The sequence below is a fragment of the Ensifer sp. R-19 genome, from assembly GCF_049905105.1.
GTDB lineage: Bacteria > Pseudomonadota > Alphaproteobacteria > Rhizobiales > Rhizobiaceae > Ensifer.
Window position 1 is genome coordinate 421604 of sequence record NZ_CP184571.1, and the last position, 22875, is coordinate 444478.

The 22875-nt window shown below is 59.9% G+C and carries 17 protein-coding genes and 5 pseudogenes; 20 read left to right on the top strand and 2 right to left on the bottom strand.

What is annotated here, in order from left to right; genetic code table 11:
* Positions 1 to 485: 485 nt before the first annotated feature.
* The 9 genes and pseudogenes from ACN9MO_RS32460 to ACN9MO_RS32500 form a co-directional block, all read left to right on the top strand.
* Positions 486 to 704, top strand: a pseudogene (locus ACN9MO_RS32460) (IS110 family transposase); the annotation flags it as partial.
* Between the two features lie 147 nt (positions 705 to 851).
* On the top strand, positions 852 to 3179 hold the full coding sequence (locus tag ACN9MO_RS32465; RefSeq protein ID WP_425988396.1) for a response regulator transcription factor: 2328 nt from the start codon (positions 852 to 854) through the stop codon (positions 3177 to 3179).
* A 182-nt stretch (positions 3180 to 3361) separates the two neighbouring features.
* A complete protein-coding gene (locus ACN9MO_RS32470) occupies positions 3362 to 4390 on the top strand; it encodes an ABC transporter permease (RefSeq protein ID WP_425988399.1) in 1029 nt (342 codons plus the stop codon).
* Positions 4390 to 5250, top strand: coding sequence for an ABC transporter permease (locus tag ACN9MO_RS32475; protein WP_425988402.1), 861 nt, complete (start codon positions 4390 to 4392; stop codon positions 5248 to 5250). Before ACN9MO_RS32470 ends, ACN9MO_RS32475 begins: the two co-directional genes overlap by 1 nt.
* Before the next feature lies 1 nt (position 5251).
* Positions 5252 to 6922: an ATP-binding cassette domain-containing protein gene (locus ACN9MO_RS32480; protein ID WP_425988405.1), complete on the top strand. Its 1671-nt coding sequence runs from the start codon at positions 5252 to 5254 to the stop codon at positions 6920 to 6922.
* Between the two features lie 47 nt (positions 6923 to 6969).
* Entirely contained in the window at positions 6970 to 8529 is a 1560-nt protein-coding gene (locus ACN9MO_RS32485; protein ID WP_425988408.1) for a hydantoinase/oxoprolinase N-terminal domain-containing protein, read from the top strand.
* Complete coding sequence (locus ACN9MO_RS32490; RefSeq protein WP_058320654.1) at positions 8522 to 9652, top strand: DUF917 domain-containing protein; 1131 nt, start codon at positions 8522 to 8524, stop codon at positions 9650 to 9652. Before ACN9MO_RS32485 ends, ACN9MO_RS32490 begins: the two co-directional genes overlap by 8 nt.
* A complete protein-coding gene (locus tag ACN9MO_RS32495; RefSeq protein WP_425988411.1) occupies positions 9649 to 9921 on the top strand; it encodes a hypothetical protein in 273 nt (90 codons plus the stop codon). The genes ACN9MO_RS32490 and ACN9MO_RS32495 overlap by 4 nt, the downstream gene beginning before the upstream one ends.
* Before the next feature lie 107 nt (positions 9922 to 10028).
* Positions 10029 to 11612, top strand: coding sequence for an ABC transporter substrate-binding protein (locus tag ACN9MO_RS32500; RefSeq protein ID WP_425988413.1), 1584 nt, complete (start codon positions 10029 to 10031; stop codon positions 11610 to 11612).
* Positions 11613 to 11722: 110 nt separating this feature from the next.
* On the opposite strand, the pseudogene ACN9MO_RS32505 reads toward ACN9MO_RS32500, so the two are convergent.
* Both ACN9MO_RS32505 and ACN9MO_RS32510 read right to left on the bottom strand, forming a co-directional pair.
* Positions 11723 to 11836 (bottom strand): annotated as a pseudogene (locus ACN9MO_RS32505) (hypothetical protein); the annotation flags it as partial.
* A gap of 259 nt (positions 11837 to 12095) precedes the next feature.
* Positions 12096 to 12368 (bottom strand): annotated as a pseudogene (locus ACN9MO_RS32510) (DUF2726 domain-containing protein); the annotation flags it as partial.
* Positions 12369 to 12626: 258 nt separating this feature from the next.
* On the opposite strand from ACN9MO_RS32510, the gene ACN9MO_RS32515 reads away from it, so the two are divergent.
* The 11 genes and pseudogenes from ACN9MO_RS32515 to ACN9MO_RS32565 form a co-directional block, all read left to right on the top strand.
* Entirely contained in the window at positions 12627 to 13205 is a 579-nt protein-coding gene (locus ACN9MO_RS32515; RefSeq protein WP_425989370.1) for a helix-turn-helix domain-containing protein, read from the top strand.
* A gap of 190 nt (positions 13206 to 13395) precedes the next feature.
* A complete protein-coding gene (locus ACN9MO_RS32520) occupies positions 13396 to 13734 on the top strand; it encodes an antibiotic biosynthesis monooxygenase family protein (protein ID WP_425988416.1) in 339 nt (112 codons plus the stop codon).
* Between the two features lie 47 nt (positions 13735 to 13781).
* Complete coding sequence (locus ACN9MO_RS32525) at positions 13782 to 15806, top strand: hydantoinase/oxoprolinase family protein (RefSeq protein WP_425988419.1); 2025 nt, start codon at positions 13782 to 13784, stop codon at positions 15804 to 15806.
* On the top strand, positions 15803 to 17383 hold the full coding sequence (locus ACN9MO_RS32530) for a hydantoinase B/oxoprolinase family protein (RefSeq protein ID WP_425988422.1): 1581 nt from the start codon (positions 15803 to 15805) through the stop codon (positions 17381 to 17383). Before ACN9MO_RS32525 ends, ACN9MO_RS32530 begins: the two co-directional genes overlap by 4 nt.
* Before the next feature lie 48 nt (positions 17384 to 17431).
* Positions 17432 to 18901: an APC family permease gene (locus tag ACN9MO_RS32535; protein WP_425988425.1), complete on the top strand. Its 1470-nt coding sequence runs from the start codon at positions 17432 to 17434 to the stop codon at positions 18899 to 18901.
* An 18-nt stretch (positions 18902 to 18919) separates the two neighbouring features.
* The gene (locus tag ACN9MO_RS32540; protein WP_425988428.1) at positions 18920 to 19822 is read left to right on the top strand and encodes a pyrroline-5-carboxylate reductase family protein; all 903 of its coding nucleotides are present in this window, start codon (positions 18920 to 18922) and stop codon (positions 19820 to 19822) included.
* A 69-nt stretch (positions 19823 to 19891) separates the two neighbouring features.
* The gene (locus ACN9MO_RS32545) at positions 19892 to 20086 is read left to right on the top strand and encodes a 4-oxalocrotonate tautomerase (RefSeq protein WP_425988431.1); all 195 of its coding nucleotides are present in this window, start codon (positions 19892 to 19894) and stop codon (positions 20084 to 20086) included.
* A 238-nt stretch (positions 20087 to 20324) separates the two neighbouring features.
* The gene (locus ACN9MO_RS32550; protein WP_425988434.1) at positions 20325 to 20633 is read left to right on the top strand and encodes a type II toxin-antitoxin system RelB/DinJ family antitoxin; all 309 of its coding nucleotides are present in this window, start codon (positions 20325 to 20327) and stop codon (positions 20631 to 20633) included.
* Complete coding sequence (locus tag ACN9MO_RS32555; RefSeq protein WP_425988437.1) at positions 20630 to 20923, top strand: type II toxin-antitoxin system RelE/ParE family toxin; 294 nt, start codon at positions 20630 to 20632, stop codon at positions 20921 to 20923. The genes ACN9MO_RS32550 and ACN9MO_RS32555 overlap by 4 nt, the downstream gene beginning before the upstream one ends.
* Positions 20924 to 21248: 325 nt before the next feature.
* Positions 21249 to 21741, top strand: a pseudogene (locus tag ACN9MO_RS32560) (nucleotide-binding domain containing protein); the annotation flags it as partial.
* Between the two features lie 318 nt (positions 21742 to 22059).
* Positions 22060 to 22643, top strand: a pseudogene (locus ACN9MO_RS32565) (transposase); the annotation flags it as partial.
* Positions 22644 to 22875 lie beyond the last annotated feature (232 nt).

Consider the following 22875-nt stretch of genomic DNA (forward strand, 5'->3'; position numbering starts at 1 on the left):
GGCCTGCGAAGTGACCGGCGTAACCCATGCGGGGGTCGATTCCGGTAGGGGGCGAAATGACACCCTAAGCGCCATGGCAACGTTCCCACGGCGGGGATATGGCCGGTTTCCGCCATACAACGGTGATTGGACGGGCACCAAGACGGCATGGTGCGACCCGAAGCGGTCGCCGGTGACAGGTAAAGGCAACGTCCCGGATTGGCCCAAAGCTGCCGGTCGACGATTGTCAATCAGCGCCCAAAATTCACCCCTTATCGGCATCCAATTTTGACCCCCCTGGTAATGTAGATCAGCGCTTGGCCTGCCCGGCGCTGGCCGGGGTTGCAGAGGGTAGGCCAAGGGCGGGTGATGATCGTCTTCGGCTTTAGATTCCATGAGGCGTGAACCGCGCCCGGCGCTCTGCGAGAGTGTGGTTGCACAGATGCAATCAATCTCCAGGAGACGGTCATCCAAGTTCCCCAAAGCCAGTACGACAATCGACCGCGATCCGCACCGATCTGGGTGCTATTTTTGTGTCCCTTGAGTTGAGCCGGGCTACTTGGCTGGTCACGTCATTGTCGCCAGGCGGCGGTGAAAAGATGTCGAAGCATGCGGTTCAAGGCGGTGACGTCGGCGAATTGCTTTCCCGCTTCGCCCACCTTCAGGAGAAGGTTCGCGGCCGGACTGGCCACCTCTTTCCAATCATTCCGATTCAGGAGGCAGGGCAAAAAATGGCCACTGAAGATATCAAACATGGCGAGCGCCTTGAAGTTCCCCAATGATGCGTCTCGGTTCTTGCGTGTCCATTGGCCAACACTCGCGGGGGCTGCTTGCACCTTGACAGCTGCACTGAAGAGCGTTTCTTCGCGGGTATGGTCGAAATCATCAGACATGGGTTGCTTCAGCGCATTGAAAGCGCGCACGAGCCCATAGTGGTCGTCGACGCCGTGGCGGGGATGGGCAAGTCAGTCCTCGTGTCGCAACTCGCGTCGAGCTTGGGAACCAACGTGTGGCGATCAGATCTCCCACCCAGCCATGATGGTCCTCCGGGCGCCGTCATTTGGGATGTGCCGCCGGCATCGGTCGAGATCGAACTCGATGGCGATTTTCTGGATGGCGACCGCAGAATTGTCATCGCCAAGCGCCCTCAGACGCTCATCCGTGGCCTCAATCGGGCCATTGTCTACGGGCGGGTATTGCGCCTTGACGAGAGGGATCTTTGTTATTCCGTCGACGAACTTACTGCTGCCTTCGGCGATGCTGCCGCCCAGGCGCTGAGCGATCGTACCGCCGGCTGGCCATTCTTGGTGCATCTCTTGACCCAAGGTATTCACGACGAGGGCGATATCGTTCGGTTTCTGATGGACGAAGTTCTCGAAAGAATGAGTGACGGCGTGTTTGTTGATCTTTGTCTTGCCCTGTCTGGCGAGCGGCCAGGATCGACCCAGGTCCGTTATCTTCTTGCTGACGCGGTAAAAGAGCCTGTTTCGGCAGCGGTCAATAAGACTATGTCACGCTGGACCGCTGAGGCGACCCGCGCGCCCGGCATCGCCGCCGCCTATTCAGCCCGCGGTCACGAGACTGACGCCATTCTGGTTCTTCAGCGCGCTGGCCTTCATGAATTAGCGCTACGTTCGTTCTCAGCTTACGGCACATTCTTCATCTATGTGTTCGGACCGGATGTCTTTGACCGGGTCCTTGACGGCTTTCCTGCCGAATTGGCCGGTCAGAACGAGACCATTGTAACGTCGCTCGCATTGCAGGCGCTGAAGAAGGGCGACGTCCCGCGTGCCCAGCGATTGTTGGCAGATTGCTACGGATCGAGGGCCAACAACGTTCTGAAAGTTCTCAGCGACCGCGCCGCTTTTTCCGCGACCTTTCGTTCTTTCCGCCTCGTCATGCTGATCTATGAAGATATCCCGCTCAGCGATGAACTTCTTGAGCAGGCGACGGCGCTTCTATCCGAGTTTCCTCTTAACGCCCATCTGGAACGGGGAAGTATCTACAACGCGATTCTGGAATTTTACATCCGCCGCAGGCGTTTCGAAGTCGCCCTGGACCTCGCTGCCCGAGCACTCTCGCATTACGAGCAGGCTGGTGTCGCCTTACTGTCGTTTTACATCAATCTGCATCAGGCGATGATTCACTTGATGATCGGCGACGCAATCCGGGCAAGGCGAAGTGCGGAAGAGGCCGCGGTGAAGCTCGCACGGGCGCCATTCCACAGCCCTATTGATACCCGTCTTCTCGGATTGCTCGAGGCCTGCGTTGCTTATGAGGATGGCAAGCCGGAGCCGCTTGCCCAGTTTTTGACGACAGAAATGGACGAATTCTCCCACGGCGAGGTTTGGGCAACCCTCATCGAATTTGCCTTGCAATATGGAAGCCAGGCGCTCAGCGAGCATTTCTCCGTCAACGCCGCGCGTGGCTTTCTTGATCGTTGGCGAACCTACCAAGTCTATAATCGTCAGTTCCGGGTGATGATCGAGGTTCGCGAGGCCGTTATCCTGCAAAATGGTAACCGCTGGCAGCAGGCCGCAGAAACACTGGCTTCGATTCAATCACGGATAAATCGCACCTGGGTGGAGGCCGCAGTGGACGAGTTGGCGCGCCTGCAGGATCAAGACGAAATCGCATTGGCGGTGGTCTGGCTGCGCCATCTTGTTTTCAACAAACCTGATCGTGCGCATCTTGGCCGGCAACTTGCCGCCCTCGCTAACAATCTCAACCTCAGCGGACGTCAGCGCTTGTGCGTTGAGGTCTGGCAGGCCTTTGTGGCCAGACGCCAACGCGACCTCACAGCTGCTCGATCCATCCTCCAAAAAGCCTTTGAAAAGGCAGCCCGTCTCGGAACGGTCGCACCGCTTTCCGAGGAGCGCGTCTTCTTGCACGAGCTGACGACCGACAAGCGGATCACAGACTTCCTGGCGACGATGCCGACCGCGCAATCGATCCTGCGTCGCCTTCGCGACGCCGGCTTTTCAGGGGAAAAACTCGGCGCAGAAAGCGAACTGACCCGCCGCGAGGCTCGTCTCCTCCTGATGATCGCAGAGGGCGCTTCAAACAAATTCATTGCAAATGCTCTGGGGCTCAGTGAGGCGACAGTCAAATTCCATCTCGGCAATCTGTATCGCAAGCTCGGTTGCAATCGCCGGCGGGAGGCGATCGAGGCTGCCAAGGGCATTGGTCTGATCACGTAACGGTTGTCATCCCATTCGGACGCGCTTTAGCGTTTCGCTGCCGAAAACAAAACCTATACCTTTCTCATCAAAACCTAGCCTTTCACCCCGTTGTGCGGGTGGCCTTGTTGGCTGGAAACTACCCCGACCGCAAAAAGCGGCAATGAGGACCGGACCATAACCGGCCGAGGGGAGGTTTCCCGATGGGTAACTACTACGTCGCATTGTTTGCGCGACGCGCCGCAGGCTTTCTGCTGGTGCTTTTCGTGCTGTCACTGATGATTTTCATCCTTGCCCGTGTCGTGCCAGGCGATCCGGCGCGCATGGCACTTGGCCCGAGCGCCACTCAAGAGCAGGTCGATCAACTCCGCCAGAGCATGGGCCTCGATGATCCGTTGTTCAGCCAGTATATGACCTATATGGGCCACGCAATCACGGGCGATCTCGGACGCTCGATTGCTTCTGGACGCGCGGTCAGTTCCGACATCGCCACCTTCCTGCCGGCCACTCTTGAGCTCGTCCTCGCGACCATCATTTTCGTCTTTGTCGTTGCAGTACCTCTCGGGGTGATCACAGCGCGCTACCGCAACAGCTGGATCGATAACACCGGGCGCTTCTTTTCACTGATTGGCGTGACGATCCCGAGCTTTCTGTTCGCGGTCATCATGCAGATCATCGCAGCTGACCATTTCCCATCGTGGCCAACGCTCGGCCGCGTTGATTTCTCCCTTGGCGCGCCGACGGGTCCAACTGGCCTCTTGCTGGTCGACAGCCTCCTGGCCGGTCGGCCGGAGGTGTTTGTGAGCGCCGCCCAGCACCTTGTTTTTCCGACGCTTGCCCTTGCCATGGGCGGCATTGGACAAATCACGCGCATTACACGCTCTGCGATGATCGACCATCAGCGGCGTGATCACGTGTTGACGCTCAAATCCTTCGGCGTTCCCGATCGCGTGATCGTATTCCGTTATCTCCTGAAGCTGTCTTCGATCGCACCGCTGACAATCATGGGGCTCGAGTTCGCTTCGCTGATAGGCAACGCCTTCGTTGTCGAGATGGTGTTCTCCTGGGGTGGTTTTGCTTCCTATGGGCTCGACGCCATCCTGCAGAAGGACCTCAACGCCGTTATGGCCGTGGTGCTCGTGTCGGGCATCTTCTTCATCGCCGCAAATATCGTCATCGACCTGATCATCAGCATCCTTGACCCGCGGCTTCGTTTCAAGGAGGCCCGCTGATGCAGGAGCCCGTCCGCCTGTCCGCCAGCTACATGACCTGGTACCGCTTCAGCAGGAATTCCGCTGCCCTTGTCGGCGCAGCAATCGTGCTCTCGGTGATCCTCGTGGCGATCTTCGCGCCGCTGATCGCCCGCTTTCCCGAACATGTCGGCGCGGTCGTCGACTTCCGCAACCGTCATACGCCGCCAGACATCGTCAACTGGTTCGGCACTGACAAGGCCGGCCGCGATGTCTTTTCTCGCACGGTGTTCGGTTTTCGCGTCTCGCTGCTTTTGGTCATCGGGGTCCTTGGGATCGCGGTCCCGATAGGCTCGGCGCTCGGCATGATCGCCGGCTACGCGGGCGGCCTGACGGAACGTCTTCTCACGGGCTTTACAGACATCATGCTGGCAATCCCGCCTCTCGTCATGGCGCTTGCTATCGGCAATGTGCTCGAGCCCAACCTCGTCAATGCGATGCTCGCGATCACACTTCTGTGGTGGACCTGGCATGCCCGGCTTGTTTATCGCGTGACGAAATCGATTGTTGCTGACGACTACATCGAAGCAGCACGGCTCGCCGGCGCCAGCCATCTGCACATTCTCTTCAAAGAGATCCTGCCGAACTGCATCTCGGTGATTTCGGTCAAGACGACGCTTGATGCCGCCTTCGTCATTCTCTTTGGCGCAACGCTTTCCTTCCTCGGTCTTGGCGTCAAGCCGCCGACCCCGGACCTCGGGTCGATGGTCGCCGACGGCCGCCAGTTCCTGCCCGAAAAATGGTGGGAGGTGCTCGCACCGGGTGCTGCGATTTTCTACGCGACGCTTGGCTTCAACCTGCTCGGAGACGGGCTGCGTGACATGTTCGACGTGGAGGCGTGAGATGACGAAGCAACCTCTTCTCGCGGTCAAGAACCTCGATATCGCCTTCTCCACCTATGGTCGACGTCACCATATCCTGAAGGATATCTCGTTCGAGATCGGCAAGGGCGAACGCGTCGCGCTCATTGGCGAGACCGGTTCCGGCAAATCGGTGACGTCCAAGGCGATCCTCGGCACGCTTCCCGACAACGCCCGCATTGAGCGTGGCAGCATTGAATTTGAAGGCCGCTCGATCCTGGACATGCGTTCCCGAGAGCGCGAGGCCCTCAAAGGCACGGCCTTTTCGATCATCATGCAAGACCCGTTGTCGTCGTTCAATCCGGTGTTCCGGATCGGACGGCACCTGGATGACGTCATGTATTATGCCGATCGCCGCGATGGCCTGGCAAGCTCGCGCAGCGAACGCAGACAGCGCATTTTCGACGTCTTGCGCCGGGTGCAGTTGCAGGATCCCGAGCGTGTGTTCGAGGCATATCCAGCCCAACTCTCAGGCGGCATGCGCCAGCGCGTGCTGATCGGCCTGGCACTGCTGCACCAACCGCAGTTGCTCATCGCCGATGAACCCGGGACCGCGCTCGACGTGACCACGCAGGACGAGATTCTAAAGCTGATCAATCGTCTCGTCGACAGCGAGGGGCTGTCGCTCCTGATGATCACGCACAATCTCGGCGTCGTTCGCCAGACGGCCGACCGCGTTTTGGTCATGCGACAGGGCGAGATCGTCGAAAGCGGCAACTTGCATCAGATCTTCGGCGCGCCGCGGCAGAAGTACACGGTCGACCTCATTGATGCGATCCCGCCACTCTACGGTCCCAAGGTTTTCGACCAGCCCCTTTCACAAAAGCCACCGATCATCACCGTCAAGGGCGCCGGCAAGACCTATGTTCTGAAGCCGTTCCTTGGCGCCGGTAAAGCTTATGAGGCGGTCAAGCCGGTGACTTTCTCGGTGTCGGAAGGCGAGATTTTCGGCCTGGCGGGCGAGTCCGGCTCCGGCAAGACGAGCATCGCCCGCATGATCATGGGGCTGATCGCGCCCAGTTGCGGGACGATAGAAATTTCGACAGGCGCCGGACAACCCCCAGCGCAACGGCTGACGCAGATTGTCTATCAAAATCCCGGGACATCGCTGAACCCGAAACGAACTGCGGCCCAAACGCTGTCTGTTCCGCTTGCCCATGTCGGCCTGCGCGGAAAAGCGGCCACGAAGCGCATGGAGGAGCTAATGGCGCTCGTCAATCTGCCTTCAGCCTATCTCTCGAAGTATCCGCACGAGCTTTCAGGCGGACAGAAACAGCGGGTGGCAATTGCCCGCGCGCTGGCTGCGGAACCGAAGATCATCATCCTCGACGAGCCGACGTCTGCCCTTGATGTGTCGGTGCAAAAGCAGGTCATCGCGCTCCTGCAGAAACTTAAGGATGAGCTCGGGCTGACCTATCTGTTCATCTCCCACGACCTCTCATTGATGCGCAACTTCTGCAGCCGCATCGCGATCATGCTGAAGGGCGAGATCGTCGAACAAGGCCGAACGGCGGACGTTTTTGCCGATCCACGCCACCCCTATACCCGCGCGCTGATCTCCGCGATCCCGGTGATGAGCGATGAGGAAGAGGCTCTCAAGCCAACGGTCAGCGCCGAGGAGAGAGGGCGCTTTCTGGTGAAGACCACGGCCTGAAGCCGAGCGAGACAACCGGGCAAGACCCGCCAACAAGGAGACTATCCGTGTATCGATTGGGAATAGATGTCGGTGGTACCAACACCGACGCTGTCATCATGGAGGGACAGCACGTCCTTTCGGGGGTCAAGGCTTCGACGTCTGAAGACGTGACCACCGGTGTCATCGAGGCATTGGAAGGCGCCGTTTCGAAAGCCGGGATCGATCGTTCCAAGATCGGAACCGTGATGATCGGAACGACGCATTTCACCAATGCCGTGATCGAGCGCAAGCATATCAGCCATGTCGCCGCCATCCGCCTCGGCCTGCCGGCAACCTCCAGCCTGCCGCCGCTTGTCGATTGGCCGGACGATCTGGCGGAAGCCGTCGGCCATTACACCTATCTTGTTCGTGGGGGTTATGAGTTCGACGGGCGTGCGATCGCGCCGCTCGACGAGGAAGAACTCGTCCGCATCGCCCAGGATATCCGGGCAAAGAATGTCAAAGCCGCAGCGATCACCTGCGTCTTCAGCCCAATCAATTCTGAGATGGAAAAGCGGGCAAAGGCCGTTATCGAGAAGCACTGCCCCGGTCTTCCGGTCGTGATCTCCGGCGATATCGGACGCATTGGATTGCTTGAGCGCGAAAGTGCTGCGATCATGAACGCAAGCCTGCTTCCGTTGGCGGCAAAGACCGTCGACGCCTTCGGCAAGGCGCTTGCCGAAGCCGGGCTCTCCTGCCCTTTCTTCATTACCCAAAACGACGGCACCCTCATGGCCGCCGCGACGGTCCGCAGTTTCCCTGTTCTGACCTTCGCGTCCGGGCCCACCAATTCGATGCGTGGAGCCGCGTTTCTGACCGGACGAAAGGAAGCAATCGTCGTTGATATCGGAGGGACTACCTCCGACGTGGGGGCGTTGCATCACGGCTTTCCGCGCCAGGCGGCAACCATCGTCGATGTTGGCGGCGTGCGCACCAATTTCCGCATGCCGGACGTCTTCTCGATCGGCCTTGGCGGTGGCTCCCTTGTGCGCGAGCTTGCTGGCGGCGAGGTCACGGTTGGACCGCAATCGGTTGGTTACCGTATTGCGAAGGAAGCGCTCGTCTTCGGTGGCTCTACACTCACGACGACGGACGTCGTTGTCGCACTCGGCAAGGCCAGTGTCGGCGACGCCTCCAAAGTAGCTCACCTTGATCGGGCTCTTGCCGAAAAGGCTCATGCGAAGATCGTCTCGATGCTCGAAAACTCGGTTGAACGCAGCCGCGTTTCCGCCGATCCGATCCCGGTGATCGCCGTTGGCGGCGGATCTATTTTGATGCCGGACCGCCTTGGTGACCTTGAAGTCATTCGCCCGGAGAACTTTGCAGTGGCCAACGCCGTAGGTGCAGCAATCGCCCAGATCAGCGGCGAGGTCGATAGGGTTTTTGCACTCGAAAATGGGCTCACGCGAGAAGCCTGCTTGAAGCAGGCGGAGCAGGAAGCGACCGATCGGGCGCTTTCTGCAGGCGCCATTGCCGACACGATCCAAGTTATCGAGCGGGAAGACGTACCGCTTGCCTATCTGCCGGGTAATGCAACCCGCATTCACGTGAAAGTCGTCGGCGAAATGGGAGGTTACCATGGCTGAGCGCGCGCTTAAGACTTTGAACTACGATCCTTCTGACGTTTGGGTGCTTAACGAGGAAGACCTGGAGGCGCTCGAAATCGGCTCCGGGATTCTCGGAACTGGCGGCGGCGGTAACCCCTATATTGGCAAGCTGCGTGCGCGTCTTGCCATGCGCAGTGGCTATCCTTTGTCGATCCTGCCGCTTGATCGTCTCCCCGATGACGCGCGCTGTGTTTCAATCGGCGCGATCGGCGCACCGGTTGTGGCTTACGAACGTCTGAAGGAAGGCCGCGAGGGGCTGCGATGTGTGCGTGCGCTGGAAGAGCACCTGAACATTTCGATCGACGCGATCGTCTGCGAGGAAATCGGAGGTTCAAACTCGATGGAACCGCTGATCGCGGCCGCCTTTGCCGGTCTTCCGGTTGTCGATTGCGATGGGATGGGACGAGCGTTCCCCGAAATGCAAATGACGACCTTTTCGATCTATGGACACCGCTCGACCCCAAGCGTGATGTGCGACCTGCATGGCAATACCGTCCTGTTTCAGCATGCGGCGTCGGAGCTTTGGCATGAGCGCATGGCGCGTGCCTGCGTCGTCTCCCAAGGTGGCTCGTCCATGCTTGCCTCGTCACCGATGACCGGTGCGTTCCTGAAGAAATACGCGGTTCCCCATTCCTATACACAGGCCATCGCACTTGGGCGCGCGGTATTGAAGGCGCGGCGGGAGCATGCCGATCCGGTGGCGGCAATCTGCGCGCAGGAGAAGGGTCGCACCGTGTTCACCGGCAAGATCGTCGATCTGGAGCGCCAGTTGCGCGGCGGATTTGTTCTCGGCGAGGCAAAGCTTGCAGGCATCGATAGGTTCAACGGCGACACCGCCTCGGTGATGATCCAGAACGAAAACCTGGTCTTCAGCCGCAACGGCAGTGTCGAAGTATCCGTGCCGGATCTGATCATCGTGCTCGATGTCGATAGCGGCATCGCAATCACCACCGAGATGCTTCGCTACGGCCAGCGCGTCGCAATCGTCGCATTGCCCTGCCATGCGCTGTTGCGATCTCAAGCGGCACTCGAAGTCGTTGGACCAAAGGCTTTTGGCTTTGACGACGTTATTTTCCGCCCGATTGAGGAGATGCCGGCGTGACAGTTGGTTCGGAGGCCGGCTGCAGCATCGATGCGATGGCGACGGGCGGCGGCCTTGCCGCACGGACGCAGAAGTCTGGACTTGGATGCGGCAAGGGTGTGTTGAACGGCATCGAAGTCTTTGCCGGCCGCCGGCTCGAAGTTGTGTTTCAGTATGCATCTGAGGCCCGCGTGGCGCTTGATGCTGATGGCCACATGCCCGTGACCCTGGAACAGCTTCGCGATGGGTTCACGGTCAAGCTCACCGGCTTTGCGTCCGGCCGGCGATAGCGCCGCAGCCAAGAGACCTGGGATTTGCCGGCAACGGTGAACACTAAACCCGGCCGTCATTGAGCGGCCGGCCTACTCAACGACAACAAGCAAAAGGGAACATGGATATGAAGAACACCCTCATCACGGGCCTGCTTTTGGGGCTGTTGCAGACGACAGCGCTCACCGCCGCGGCCGCGGCTGCAGCTGCAGAGAAAGTGTCGATCGTCGTGAATGCGACGCAGGAATTTGGGACGATCGATCCCGCCAAGATAAACGATTATACCGAATACATGGCCGCGGTGAACCTGTACTCGGGCCTCACGACCGTCAACCCCGACGGTTCCGTGGTTCCAGACCTTGCCGAAAGCTGGAGCGTTTCCGACGACGATAAAACCTACACCTTCAAGCTGAAGCAGGGAGCCACGTTCCAGGACGGAACGCCAGTCAAGGCGTCGGATGTCGTCTACACGGTCAAGCGGCTGCTGGCAGGCAATGAAGGTCCGTCATATTTGTTCATTGACATCGTCGATCCGGACAAGGTGAGGTCCGTCGACGAGCAGACCGTGGAGATTGGGCTGAAGAAAGTCTATGCGCCCTTCATCGCCAGTACCCCGCTCATCCTCGTGTTAAACGAAAAGCAGATCAAGGCAAACAGCAGCCAAAAATGGGGAGCGGATTATCTTGCCGACCATCCGGCAGGTGCTGGCCCTTACACGCTTTCGTCCTGGCAGCGCGCGTCCCAGATGGTCATCAATCGCTATGAGGGTTACCACGGCGGCTGGAACAAGGGAAAACCGATCGACGAAATCCGTTTCGTCATCACGCATGACGAGGCGACGGTAAAGGCGCTCGCAGCCAAGGGCGAGCTCGGAATGTCGGCGCGCGCCCAGGCAAACGAGACCTTCGATGCAATCGGAAAAATGCCGGGCTACAAGATTCTGAACGGCACCACGGCAACCGGCTACTACATCAAGATGAACACCAAGGTGCCGCCGACCGACGATATCCATGTTCGCCGCGCGATTGCCTATGCAACGGACTATGACACGGTGCGCAAGGTGATCCATCCGGGCGAACCGATGAACGGCCCGTTGGCTGCGGTTTTCAAAGACGCCTATCTCGATGAGCTTGCCGCGCCGGAGTACAATCTGGAAAAGGCCAAGGAGGAACTTGCGAAGTCGAAATATGCGGGCAAAGGGCCGATCAAGGTCACCCACACTTACGTGACAGGCTTGGCATTCGAGGAGGATCTTGCTCTGCTGATGCAAGCCAACCTGGAGCAGATCGGAATCGAGCTCGATATCAAGCCGGAACCGTGGAATCGGATCACCGAGCTGGCGGCAAAGGCCGATACGACGCCGGCGACCACTCAGGTCGTCTACGGCCCTACCTATCCATCCCCCGACAGCGTTTTCTATGTACAATACCATTCGAAGGCCAAGGGCACGTGGGCCTCTATGGAATGGCTCGATGATCCGGAAATCGATGCACTGATCGATAAATCGCGCGAGACGCTCGATCCGATCGCACAGAACGCTCTTTATAAGGATATCCAGCGCAAGATCGTTGAAACGCAGGCCGACGTTTTTCTGACCGTTGAGGCACAGCAATATGCCGCAAGCAAGTGCCTGCAGGGTTATGCTTTCATCCCGATGCAGAGTTGGGACCTGAACTTTTCGCGCTTCTGGTGGGACTGCCAGGCCGAATAACAACGTAAGGGTCCTGTTTCATCCTGGAGCAGGGCCTCAAATCAACTTTCCGATTGCGAGGGGAGCGGGTTCGGGCGGCTGAAGAGGTAGATTTCAGCCGCTCAAACCGTTCATCGGCCGGGCGATCGTGATCGGTCGGCACTCTCATTGATGCCGTCAGAAGGTACCTCCGGTACAAAACCGAGGGCGTCAAGAATATCCGAGAGCTCCTCTAGTTGGGCGGATGACTTTTAGTCCCGAAGACCCATAATCGAAACAAGACTTGACCCGTTGGACGATGCGGTCGAGTCAGCCGCAAGTCTGCTTTCGCGCATCAGAACAGGGTTCGGCAAGCGCCTTGCGTGACCGAAGAGCGCTGGCGCTGGCCGGCGGGTTAGGAGAGGGAGGAGTGTTGAAACGCCGTTGACGCCCCACTTAGGCAACTCCGCGCAAGCCACGGCACTTATTTGTATAGACATAAGGCCTTTATTGTATAGATTAAATTGGCTTCTGAAGCCAGGGTCCCGGTGTGATGCGCTCATTGCTGCGCTTTTCTTCCCAGCGTGATCTGTTTTTCTCACGCCACGCCTGATTTCTCATCGTGGCTAGGAACTGCTCAATGGCCATGCCGATCAGGAGGCCGATAAACAGCGCGGCGATCAGCAGTTCAGGCTTTTCGAAGTCTGCAACGGTTATACCGCCCGAAGCGACTACTGCGGCCGCTCCGATGATTAGCCAAGGCGCTGCGAACAGCACCGACCTTTGGCGATAGTGCATACCCCTCTCCAGATTTCGCCAAGATAGTAGAACGCGCGGAGGACGCGCGAAAAGTCACCCAAAAGCATTAGGTTCCGCGGACGCCGAGCCAGAAGCTATTGCTCGAAATGCCTGGACGGAAGGTTCGCTTCTCTTTTCAAAGGGCGACATATTCCGATTCAAAATTGTACTGCCATCACAATTTCTCTTGACGGCGACGCCGGTTTCCGTGAAATTGTAGCCACAGCACAATTCTGGGAGGGATTTACTGTGGACCAGATGATCGGTTCTGCCGTCGTGCCGCTTACGGAGCGGTTGCGCCGTCGCCGCAAGGAACTGAAGCTCACCTTGAAGGAGGTCGCCGAGAAGTCGGGACTTTCCTTTAGCTTCATTTCCCAGATTGAGCGTGGCCAGGCGATGCCGTCGCTCACCTCACTGGTTGCGTTGTCGCGTGCGCTCGACAGTTCCATCAATCTGTTTTTGGATCAGCCGGCCGGGGACAGTGCTGAAACCCGCCACAACAAGCGGGTCCCCTATGCGATCGGCCCGAACTCCGCGACCTACGAGCGCCTCTCCACCAAGTTTCCCGGAAGTGTCTTGAGCAGCGCGCTCATTACCGAGCCGCCGGGGCGCCGCACCGAACCGATGCACCACGAGGGAGAGGAGTTCATCTTCATGGTCGAGGGGGCGCTGACCGTCGAGGTGGAGGGTACGGTTTATGTGCTGGAGCAGGGTGACTCCCTGCACTTCGCCTCGACGCGAACGCATACGACCTGGAATCATACGGACCGCATTGCGGTGATGCTCCACACTTGCACGATGGAGTATTTCGGAGACGGGGCGGATGCCACCGCCTGATCTCCGGCGAATACCCGGGCGCTCCTTGAGTAGCAGCGCACGCAATTAGGAAAATTCAGATCCAACGCAGTCGCGCTTTCCGCCGGTGTCCGCCGACGGAAGACGACCACTCGTTGGCTCAAGAAAGCAAGCCGAGAGCAGGTTCAACGGGTTCGCGCCAGCGCCAACCCAAACTGACGGTGAGACGTTCATGATCCGAAGTGTACTGAGTTTGAAGCCAAAGGCGGGGCAGAGCCAGGACCTGGTCCGGTTTTTCGGGGCCCGAAAGATTCCAGAACGGGCTCTGGCATCTCCGGGCTGTCTCGGCGTCGAGGTGCAGAAGCTATTGCCTGACGGCGACGAGGTGCTTGTGACGGCGCTCTGGGCGTCGGTCGATAGTTACCGGACATGGCTTGAGTCTGCCGGGCGCCACGAGGATGGCGTGCAGATGCTGCCTTTGCTTGCCGAAGACGGTGGCGCGCTGGGGCCTGCAAGGCTCTACGAGGTTGCACGCTGCGTCACTCACCACAACACATCCGTATCTCGTTAGCCGGCGGTCACCGCTCGCAAGCGTAATGCATTGAATATATGATAGAATTGGAGGAAGAAATGAGTTCGCCCCATTTGCGTGTCGGGGTCGATATCGGAGGAACATTCACTGATATCGTCATCATGGATACCCACGCGAACAGCACTCGAACATACAAGGTGCTCAGCACACCCCGTGAGCCCGCAAAGGGAATGCTCAAGGGATTGGATGAACTTGGCATTGCCAGGGATATCGAGTTTCTCGTCCATGGCACGACGGCGGGGCTGAACGCCATTCTGTCCCGTACCGGCGAGCGGATCGCTCTCGTGACCACCGAAGGGTTTCACGATGTGCTGTCGCTCGGCCGAGCGGGCAACAAGGATATCTGGAGCCTCAAACCCAAAAAGGCCGACCCGTTGGTTTGCGCGCAGGACATCCATACTGTGCGCGAGCGCATCCGTCATGATGGTTCCGTCGAGACAAGGCTAGACGTGGCGGACATCGACAAGTTTGCCGGTTGGCTGAGCGCCGAAGGCGTGCGCAGCGTCGCCGTATGTCTCCTGCACGCCCACAAGAACCCTGCGCACGAACTGGAGATCAAGGCCCTGCTGCAGAAGCGGTTGCCGCAGGTCTCCGTGGTGCTCTCTCATGAAATCGCGCCGGAGCAAGGAGAGTTCGAGAGGACGTCGACGACAGTCGCGACGGGTTATGTTGCCCGCACGGTCGAGACCTATCTCGCCGCGCTCGTACGGGAACTTGGCGCGCGGGAATGCGCAGCACCCCTGCACGTGATGCGATCGAGCGGTGGTATTTGTTCGGCCGAACTCGTGGCGCGTCAGCCCATTCAGACGATCCTGTCGGGTCCGGCCGGAGGGGTGGTTGCGGCCGAGACCATTTCGAAGTCGTTGAGCCGGCCGAACATCATCGCGATCGATATGGGCGGCACTTCCTCGGACGTAAGCCTGGTGATCGGCGGGCGAATAACCCTGTCCGCAGAAGGCGATATCGCCGACAACGTGATGAAGATGCCGGTGGTGGAATTGCACACGATCGGTGCTGGCGGCGGATCGATCGCGCGGGCGGAAGCTGGCGGATTGCGCGTCGGGCCGCTGAGCGCCGGCGCCAATCCTGGTCCAGCCTGCTACGGGCTCGGCGGGAAGCAGCCGACCGTTACTGACGCACAGCTTCTCCTCGGGCGGATCGATCCCGACTGGTTCCTCGGCGGCCGGATGACCCTCGATGTTCGCGCCGCCAAGGAGGCCATGGGCTCGTTGGCCCGTGAACTCAGCATCGACGTGGACGCCGCTGCCGCGGGCGTGCTTGCGGTGGCGAACGCCATGATGGCCAATGCCATCCGCACGCTGACCATGCGTCGCGGCATCGATCCACGCGACTTCACGCTCCTCGCCTTTGGCGGGGCAGGTCCTCTGCACGGGGCGGCTTTGGCCGACGAGCTTGGAATTTCCGAGGTCATCGTTCCATTCGGGACTGGCGTGCTGTCCGCCTGGGGCATGCTGCACGCCGACGTTCGCCACGACGTCTCGGCGCCGTTGAGCGGTCTCGCGCACGACCTAGACGCCAGTTCACTCCTTCAGCGGACACATGCCTTGCTTCGTGAACAGGGCGCTAGGCTTCTGAAGGAGGAAGGCGTGGAGGAAGCGGCGTCCAGCTACGTCACGACAGTGGAGATGCGCTACGCCGGCCAGGCCCATCCCGTCTCAGTGGAGATGGTTGATCCGGAAAGCTTGCTGCAGGCGTTCCACGACACCTACCGTCAACGCTTTGGGCACGCGATGCCGGGCGCGCCGGTCGAACTCGTCCAGATGCGGCTTGCGGCCACCGGGAAGATCGGCGCCGATTTTGTCGATCGGCACAAGCCGGCCGAGGTGCGAGGAGAGACGAAGCGCACCGTGACAATCGATGGCAAGCGCCACGAAGCGCGCATCGTCCACCGCGAAAGCCTCGAGCGCCAGGACGTCATCACCGGCCCTGCAATCATTCTGGAAGACGGTTCGACCACGCTGGTGCCGCCCGGATGGGCCGCGCGTCAACAACAGTTCGGAACTCTTATCCTCAGGAAGATCAACCCATGACCGTCGACGTCGTTACCACCGAGATCGTTCGAAACCTGTTCCTGTCCGCTGCAGACGACATGCTCGCGACCTTGGTGCGATCTGCCTTTCAGCCGCTGATCTATGAAAACGGCGACGCTGCCGTCGCGCTGCTCGACCGTAATGCCGACGTTCTCGGCCAGTCGAGCGGCCTGCCGCTCTTCCTCGGCAGCCTCGATCAGGCGGTCAAGGAAGCCGTGCGGTTGCGCGGCGGGAAAGCCTGGCTTCAGGACGGCGATATCGTCTTCTTCAACGACCCCTATATTCAGGGGACGCACCTCACCGACGTGACGATGTTTGCGCCGCTGTTTCTCGAAGGGGAACTCGTTGGTTATGTCGCCGCACGCGCCGACGTTACCGATGTCGGTGGGCGCGATCCCGGCGGCGGAACCGAGACCACCGAGGTCTACCAGGAGGGGATACGCTTCGGGCCGGTAAAGATCGGCAACAAGCACGGACCGGTCGAAGACATCATCGACATCATTCGCCGGAACAGCCGCAGCAAGGACCTGATCGTCGGTGACATCAACGCCATGATCGCCGCTTGCCGGACGGGTCAGCGCCGCATGCTGGAGATCATCAACCGCTTCGGCCTCGCCACCGTCGAAGCCTGCCGCGACGAGATCTTCCGTCAAAGCGAAATGGCAGATCGGCAATCGGTCGCGGCAATCCCTGACGGAACCTACGAAGGCAAGGGCTATCTGGACAATGATGGCATCGTGCTCGGACAGGCGGTTCCGATCGCAATCAAGGTCCATGTGAAGGGTGAACGGCTGGTTGTCGACCTGAGCGATAGCCCTGACGCCACGAGGGGACCGATCAACTGCGGTCGCGCCCAGACGGTCGCCGCTTTGCGGGTCGCCTACAAGATGCTTTTGGCGCCTGAGCGCTCGTTTGACGGTGGATGTTTCCGCAACATCGAGATCGTCACCCGACCGGGATCGCTGCATGACGCGCTCGAGCCGGCCGCCTGCGCCTGGTACTACTCGTCGTTCGGTCTCTTGATCGACCTATTTATCAGCGCGTTTTCCTCCGTGTTGCCCGATCGCGTGACCGCTGCGCAGTTCGGTGACTCGATGATCACCTACTTCGCGGGTCAGGATCCGCACGATCCGAATCAGTCCTACATGTGCGTTGAGGCGCATGCCGGTGGATGGGGAGCATCGGCCAAGGCCGACGGTGCGGACGGCATCATCAATGTGTTGAATGGCAGCTTCCGGAACACGCCGGTAGAGGCGTTGGAAGCGCGCTATCCGGTGACCGTCACCGAATACGCCATCCGCCAGGGTTCCGGTGGGGCTGGCCAGCATCGCGGCGGTTGCGGCATCGTGCGGCGTTATCGTTTCGACGCGCCGACCCAGCTCTATCTCTGGCTGGACCGTTCGACAACACCGGCCTGGGGACTGATGGGCGGCGAGCCCGGCCTTCCGCCGCGCGTCGAGATATCCGGCAGCGTTAACAGGGTCGATCTTCTGAAAGCCAACGGGATCCTGCTCGCTGCGGGCGATCGGTTGTCGATCATGACCGGCGGTGGCGGTGGTTTCGGCAAGGCGGTCTGAGGACGACGCGCAAGATAAGCTTCAAATAGCAACAAAAAGGGGAACGTTATGACCAACACATACTCGTCGGAAGAACCCGGACCGGGGGCGCAGAGCTTGACTAATACAACGACCCGCGCTGGAGGAGGGCGGCTGGGCGCCAAAGACGTGGTTTTCTTTGTGGTCGCGGCGGCGGCGCCTCTGGGCTTTGCCGTCGGTTCGACGCCGCTGGCGATCGGACGGGGCGGCATCGGAACTGCCGGCATGTTTCTGGTGGTCGGCGCCTTCCTAGCGATCTTCGCTGTCGGCTACACCGCGATGACGCGCTTCGTGCCGAACGCAGGCGCTCTCTTTTCCTACATTGCCGCCGGCCTCGGGCGTCCACTCGGCCTCGGTACCGCCTTCGTGGCCGTGCTTGCCTATGCGATCGCGGCAACGGGAGCGATCGGCCCCTTCGCCGTCTTCGCAAGCCAGGCCATGGCCTCGATGACGGGCGTGCAAACCTCCTGGGAGCCATGGGCGTTCGGGGCGTTGACGGCCATGGGTGTTCTCGGCGTCTTGAATGTCGAACTGAATATCCGTGTTCTCGGCGTCATCATGCTGGTCGAAGTTGCCGTACTGCTTGTGCTTTCGACCGGCATCGTCGTTGCGGGCGGTGCAGAGGGGCTATCGCTCCAGCCGTTTCGACCGGATACGATTACCGGCGGTGAAATCGGCGTTGTTCTGCTCGTTGTTTTTGCTGCCTTTGCCGGCTTCGAGGCCACGGCGCTTTTTCGAGAGGATGTGCGCGATCCCGTGGCGACCGTGCGCAAGGCGACCTTCGCTTCCATTGCCCTGATCGCGGTGTTTCAGGCCATCGTCACCTGGGCCATCGTGCAAGGTTTCGGCAGCACGGCTGTCGCCGTTGCCAACGAGAAGCCGACCGAAATGTTCACCATGGCCGCGAGCCAGTATGTCGGCGCCAGCTTTGCCGAGGTCATCACGCTGCTCGTCGTCGGCAGTTGGTTTGCATCCATTCTCGCCTTCCACAACGCCACCGCTCGCTATCTTTATGCACTCGGTCGGGACCGCGCCATCAATCCCGTTTTTGCAAGGAAATCGAAGGATAGCGGCTCGGCCTGGGTGGCGAGCCTGAGCCACACCGCCTTCAGCGCCATCGTGCTTTTGTACTGCGCCTGGCAGGGGCTCGATCCATACCTCGATCTCTTCGTCGTCGGAAGCGTGCCGGTTGCGGTCAGTATTCCGGCCATGGAACTGCTGACCGCGATATCTATTCTCGCGTTCTTCTGGCGCGACGGCCGCGGCGTCTCGATGTGGGAAGGCAAGATCGCTCCGGCTATCTCCGCTGTCGCGCTCGCCGTCGTCGTCTTCTATGTGCTCATCAACATACCGATGTTCACCGGGCGGGAGGGTGCGATCAACTGGATTCTGCCCGCGATCAATCTCGTCGTTCTGGCGCTCGGCATCAGTCGCGCCATCTGGATGCGCCGCAACCGTCCCGCTGAGTATCGCTTGATCGGCCATTGGGGAGAGAAGTAGCGACCGGAGTACCACCTCTTGCATACGTCGCTTCCGCAGATCGTTTGCGGAAGCGACGAGGAGTTTCACAAACCCTGGAGTCCAAAGATCGTGTCGCTTTTATCGAAACGGTGCTCTGTACTGCTGATTGGCTGCGGCAACATGGGATCGGCAATCGCACTTGCCCTTAACGGGCTGATGGCGAACCTCTCCCTGACCGTGGTCGATTCAGATGAAGACAAGGCGAGGAAGCTTTTGGGAGGGCAACTCGACACCAGAATTGTCGGCGACAGCCTTGCACTGGGCGCTGAGCAATTTGATGTCTGTGTTGTAGCGGTCAAACCAGGTGACGCGGTTGAGGCCCTCTTCAGTGCCCGGGCAAATCTGCAATCATCGTTGATCATATCGATCGCCGCGGGAACATCGCTTGCTTCGCTGCGACAGGGCGCTGCAGTGAATTCACGGTTGGTGCGGGTGATGCCAAATCTCGCGGCGATCGTACGCAAGGCTATCAGCGTCGGATATGCCGACGGCGCGATATCGTCCGAGGATCAAGAGTTTGTCGAGGTCGGTTTCGGGGCTGTAGGACACTTCCATTGGTTGAGATCGGAAAACGAGATCGACGTTGCAACAGCGATCACCGGCAGCGGACCGGGATACGTCTTCTCATTCGCGCAACATCTGCAGGAGGCGGCCGAACAAATAGGCTTTTCAAAGGAAACGGCCGACAGGTTCGCGCGCCAGGTCATCGTTGGTGCGGCCGGGCTCCTCGACGAAGACCCGCGATCATCGCTCGAACTCAAGCATGCGGTCGCAAGTCCCGGCGGCACCACTGCAGCGGGGTTGGCCGTGTTCGAGCAGGCGGCGGCTATGCCACGCATCATAGGGCAAACCATTGCAGCAGCGGCGCGAGCCAAGGAATTGGCAATGGAGCGAGATTAGCGATTCCGCCCGGTACGCCATCAACCGCGACTTTTTGATCCATCAACCATTTCTGGAAAGGAAACCACCATGCCCTGGATAAGAATTGACCTGTCTGAAGGTCGTACCGTCGAGCAAAAGCAGAAAACGGCCGAGGCCGTTACACGTGCCCTGGTCGAGCATTGTGGGTGCACGCCCGGAACCGTCAGCATCGTCTTCAATGACGTCAGCGACGACAATTGGGCGTTCGGCGGCAAGCTTCTCTCACAACGCGGCAAGCCATAGAGCATTCAATAATCTCTTGTCCGGCAAGTTTTCGCTGTCGGGCAAGAGAGGCAAATCGGCACGATCGGTTCTCTGACATCAAGGCGACAATTTTGTTCAGTCGATGTTCCGTTTCGTGCCTCTGCGATCGCATAATGTATCGTAGGGAAGCGGCTAAACTCCGAAGTCTCACCATTCGCGATGATACTGGATTTTGTCATGCAGGTGCATTACATTGGCCTTGTGAAGGAGATTTGTCATGGCTGCAAATGCACTGGTCCAGACGCGGATTGATGCTGACATCAAGGACCGCGCCACGGCTGTCCTGCAAAACATGGGGCTGACTGTCTCGGATGCTGTTCGTATCCTTCTGACGCGAACGGCGAACGAAGGCTCATTACCGCTCGAGATGGTCGGTAGCAGTGACGCCCACGATGCCTGGTTCCGCGCCAAAGTGTTGGAGGCTCTCGAGGATACGCGACCTGATTACGAGGATGCGGATGCTGAGGCTCGCTTTCGCGAGCGCCGGGCGGCAGCTCCGCGTAAGGCCGGGGCTGGCGACCGATGAGGCTTGTCTGGGCGCAGTATGCGCTTGACGATCGAGACGCTATCTTCAGCTACATTGAAAGTGAAAACCCGAAAGCGGCGGTGCACGTCGACGAGGAGATTGCGCATGCAGTTCGGCGTCTCCTCGACTTTCCCGAAAGCGGCCGCCCTGGTCGAATTGAGGGAACGCGGGAGTTGGTAATTCCGCGCACTCCCTACATCGCCGCCTACACGGTGACAGTCGACTGTGTTCGCATTCTGCGCATTCTGCACGGTGCCCAGATATGGCCCTTTGAGCACGGCGACGAGTGAATCCTACGCCAATTCTTTTGGCTGTCGGCGGTTCGATTCCTTTCAAGGCGAAGGATAGGGGCGAGCGTGTTAATTGGGGCCGTGAACAGACCGGCAGCTTTTTCTCTCGAAAAAACGAGAGCGGCCGCTCGAATTGGAGCACAAGGTATGCCCACGGACCGAGGTTCGCGAGCTTTTGTATCTGTGGCATCCTGGTCGGGGCGGCTCGTTCACGTCCATGAGGCGCTGTCCAAAGGGACGGCCGGAGTTGCCGGAGGAGACCCGCCAAGCGCTGACGGTGCTCATCGTGCGGCTGTTCGTCGATCACAAATTGCGGGTGTGCCTCCCCACGACCGAGCGGCAAATTTGCCATGCACTGACCAACGGCTTCGGTTGCAGCTTGACCCGCTCGCCCTGTCCGGTGACGGCAGCGCAGCCGCAATCGGAACGGCGGTCGAAGCCGGTCTGAGCGTGCTCGAGAGCGGCCGAAGCGTCGCTCTTTACACGGCGATGGGGCCGTCCGCCGATCGCGGCGGCGAGCTGGATTCATTCAAGGGCGCGCGCATCGGCTTGGCCGGGCGCTCGGCCATATCCAGGCCGAACTCGTTTCGCGCACCGGCCTTTCCCGCGCGGTGGTGGCCGGTGGCGACACGTCCAGCCATGCGCTCGGCGAAATGGGCATTTCCGCCCTCACGCTGAAAATGCCACTGCCGCAAACGCCCGGCTCTCCGCTATGCATTGCCCATGGCGGCCCGGCGGACGGCCTGCAGATTGCGCTCAAGGGCGGTCAGGTTGGAGGCGACGACTACTTCTCCATGATCCGGGCTGGCGAGGTCTAACAGCCGAAAACACGGTTTTGTCTCCTTCTTTCTCAGGCGCCGGCGGCTGATGGCACAGTCGCGCCCGCATGACGCCTTCGCTCGGTCCGTCGCTTGCTGCATGCCTGTCGGGCCGCTGAAAGGTGCTCTGGCTGCGATCCCGACGGCCACCCAACCTCCGTCCTTCCAATTATTCAGCGGGCGGCTCCGCGCCGAATGCTGTGGGCGGGATATCCGTGGCCGGCATTCCACCATGCCGTAGGTGCTGGCAATCGTGGCGCTTCGATCGAGCGCCGAACGGTGCATGCCGACATCAAACTGCCTCGCACAATCCCGGCAGTGCGCGGCTTCGGCCTCAAGGTCGGGCCGACGACGCGGCGCACTTTCGCGGGGCGCATCCGCGCGCTGATTGCAGGCCATTTGACCTTGGAAGCTATCGCCACGGCACTCTTGAAGGTGCGCGACGCGCTTGTGCACGAATTTGCAGGGTTTGAGCGCAAGCTGCGTGCCATCGCCCGTCAGGTCGACAACGCACTTCGGTTGATGACGACGCCAGGCGTTGGCGTCCTGGTGGCGCTGACGTTTGTCGCGGCCGTCGATGGACCGGAGCGATTCCGATCGTCGCGGGCGGTCGAGCCACATTTCGGATTGACGCCGAAGAAATATCAATCGGGCGAGACCGATCATAGCGGTCGCATTTCGAAGATCGGCGATGGCAGCGTGCGAACCGTGCTCTACGAGGTCCTGACGCGACCGGTCAAAGGTTCCGATCTGAAGGGCTGGCGTTGGCCGTCGCCAGACGTGCCGGTCCGAGAAAGGCGCGCGTCGCGCTGGCCCGCAAGCTGGCGGTGGTGTTGCATCGCATGCTCAGGGACCGAACCATCTTCATCGCTCATAAGGGAGCGCCAGCCCTGGCGGCTTGATCGGAGGAGACGACAAGACAGGCTTTCGGACGGGCACAGCCATCAGCCCTCCGCAGCAAGGTCCCTTCGCCGGGACGATGGATGGGTTAGGCCGTTATGCGATCAGCAGCACGCGGTGACTGCGCCGTTCTAGATTGGCCAACCGGTCCTCAGCAGACCCCATAGAGCAGCGGCAAAGCTCCGACTGCGGACAGAAGCAAGCACTCGGCGAGGGATTATCTACTCACGGTCG